This is a genomic window from uncultured Rhodoblastus sp., assembly GCF_903903185.1.
Lineage (GTDB): Bacteria > Pseudomonadota > Alphaproteobacteria > Rhizobiales > Beijerinckiaceae > Rhodoblastus.
Window position 1 is genome coordinate 1 of the sequence record NZ_CAIUXT010000048.1, and the last position, 2,598, is coordinate 2,598.

Sequence of the window (2,598 nt, forward strand, 5' to 3'; positions counted from 1 at the left end):
CGCCGACCTGATCCTCCAGCTCCGCCTCGCCATAGCGATAGCGCGGCACGCCGAGCGAAGTCTCGACCTTGTCCTCGGTGACGACGACCTTGTCGAGCTTCGGCTTGGAGAGCAGAATTTCCTTCACCGCCTTGCGGGCGAGGTTGGAAATTTCGCGCTCCAGATTACGCACCCCGGCCTCGCGGGTGTAGCGGCGGATGACTTTCATCAAGGCCGCGTCCTCGATCAGCCATTCGCTGGGCGACAGGCCGTGCTTCTTCGTCGCCGCCGGAATCAGATGCTTGCGGGCGATGACCGCCTTTTCGTCTTCCGTGTAGCCGGCGATGCGAATGACCTCCATGCGGTCCATCAACGGCGCCGGAATGTTCAGCGTGTTGGCGGTCGTCACGAACATCACGTTCGACAGGTCGTAATCCACCTCCAGATAATGGTCGTTGAAGGTCGCATTCTGTTCGGGGTCGAGCACCTCCAGCAGCGCCGAGGACGGATCGCCACGGAAATCCATGCCCATCTTGTCGATTTCATCGAGCAGGAACAGCGGATTGGAGGTCTTGGCCTTGCGCATCGACTGGATCACCTTGCCGGGCATGGAGCCGATATAGGTCCGGCGATGGCCGCGAATCTCCGCCTCGTCGCGCACGCCGCCCAGCGACATGCGGACGAATTCCCGCCCGGTCGCGCGGGCGATCGACTTGCCGAGCGAGGTCTTGCCGACGCCCGGAGGGCCGACGAGGCAAAGGATCGGGCCGGTCAGCTTGTTGGCGCGACTTTGCACCGCAAGGTATTCGACAATGCGCTCCTTGACCTTTTCCAGCCCGAAATGCTCGGCGTCGAGCAGTTCCTGCGCCGCATTGAGATCCTTCTTGATCTTGGATTTCTTGTTCCAGGGGATCGAAACGAGCCAGTCGAGATAATTGCGCACCACCGTCGCCTCGGCCGACATCGGCGACATCTGCCGAAGCTTCTTGAGCTCGGCTATGGCCTTGTCATGCGCCTCTTTCGACAGTTTGGTGGCCTTGATCTTGTCTTCGAGTTCGGACAAGTCGTCCTTGCCGTCCTCGTCGCCAAGCTCCTTCTGGATCGCCTTCATCTGCTCGTTCAGATAATATTCGCGCTGGGTCTTCTCCATCTGGCGTTTTACACGCGTGCGGATGCGCTTCTCGACCTGCAGGACCGAGATTTCGCTCTCCATCAGCGCCAGGCACTTTTCCAGCCTTTTGGCGACCGAGGTCATTTCGAGCACGGCCTGACGGTCGGTGATCTTGACCGAAAGATGCGAAGCCACGGTATCGGCGAGCTTGCCCGGATCGTCGATCTGCGCCACCGCCGAAACCACTTCCGGCGACACTTTCTTGTTGAGCTTCACATAGCCTTCGAATTCCGAGGCCACCGAACGCGCCAAAGCTTCGGCCTCGACCGGATCGGGCAGATCCTCGGGGGTGATTTCGGCGTCGGCCTCGTAATATTCTTCGGTGCGGGTGTAGCGCGACACTTTGGCGCGCGCCATGCCCTCGACCAGCACCTTGACCGTGCCGTCGGGCAGTTTCAGCAATTGCAGCACGCTCGCCAGCACGCCGGCGGAGAACACCGCCTCGGGTTTGGGATCGTCTTCCGCCGCATTCATCTGGGTGGCGAGCAGGATGAACTTGTCCGCCTTCATCACTTCTTCGAGCGCGCGGATGCTCTTTTCGCGGCCGACGAACAGCGGCACGATCATGTGCGGGAAAACGACAATGTCGCGGAGCGGCAGAACCGGATAGCTGTCGGTCACGCCAGGAGCAGGCAGTTCACGCTTCGGGCTGGTCATAAATTCGAGTCCTATCTTTCACGGCGGGGCTGGAATTTTCCATGTTGGAAATCCCTCTCCGCCCACGAGGCGCAAACGCTCCGGCCCTTTTTGGGATGGACTTTCCCGGCGCCGAACTCTTCCGCATCATGCGCCGCTCGACCTCTTCTGAGCGTCGGCGGCGTGGGGTTACATTTAAGGCAAATGGGGCGGTCCGTCGCGCGTTTCAAGTTGAACGCAACAAAAGCGCGACATTTCCCGATTGCCTCCATCCTTCCCCATTCCGAAAAACAGGAACGTGGAAAGATGTCTTGATTTCGCGCGTTTTATTTACGCGAACCTTTGTCCGCCAGGCTCGATCCGAAGGGCCGCGTCAGCGAACAGGATTGGACATGAAGAGGGCGGCCGAAGCCGCCCCATTCGATGGCCCGCCGGTCAGGCGCTGACGCCGCTTTTTTCGGCGCGTTCCGCATAGATATAGAGCGGCTTTGCCTTGCCCTCGACCACTTCCGGCCCGATCACCACCTGTTCGACGCCTTCCAGCCCCGGCAGGTCGTACATGGTGTCGAGCAGAATCCCTTCCATGATCGAGCGCAGGCCGCGCGCCCCGGTCTTGCGGTCGATCGCCTTGCGGGCGATGACGTTGAGCGCCTCGTCCTGGAAGGTCAACTCGGTGTTCTCCATCTCGAACAGCCGCTGATATTGCTTGACCAGCGCGTTCTTCGGCTCGGTGAGGATCTTTTTCAGCGCATCCTCGTCGAGGTCCTCGAGCGTGGCGATCACCGGCAGGCGGCCGACGAATTCCGGAATCA

The 2,598-nt window shown here is 60.5% G+C and carries 1 protein-coding gene and 1 pseudogene; both read right to left on the reverse strand.

Going from position 1 to position 2,598, the window contains the following annotated elements; all coding sequences use genetic code 11:
• Nucleotides 1–1,807, reverse strand: a 1,807-nt coding sequence (gene lon / locus QZY01_RS03925) for an endopeptidase La (protein WP_294533612.1), incomplete at its 3' end; no start/stop codon positions are given.
• Between the two features lie 414 nt (nucleotides 1,808–2,221).
• Nucleotides 2,222–2,598, reverse strand: a pseudogene (locus QZY01_RS03930) (ATP-dependent Clp protease ATP-binding subunit ClpX); the annotation flags it as partial.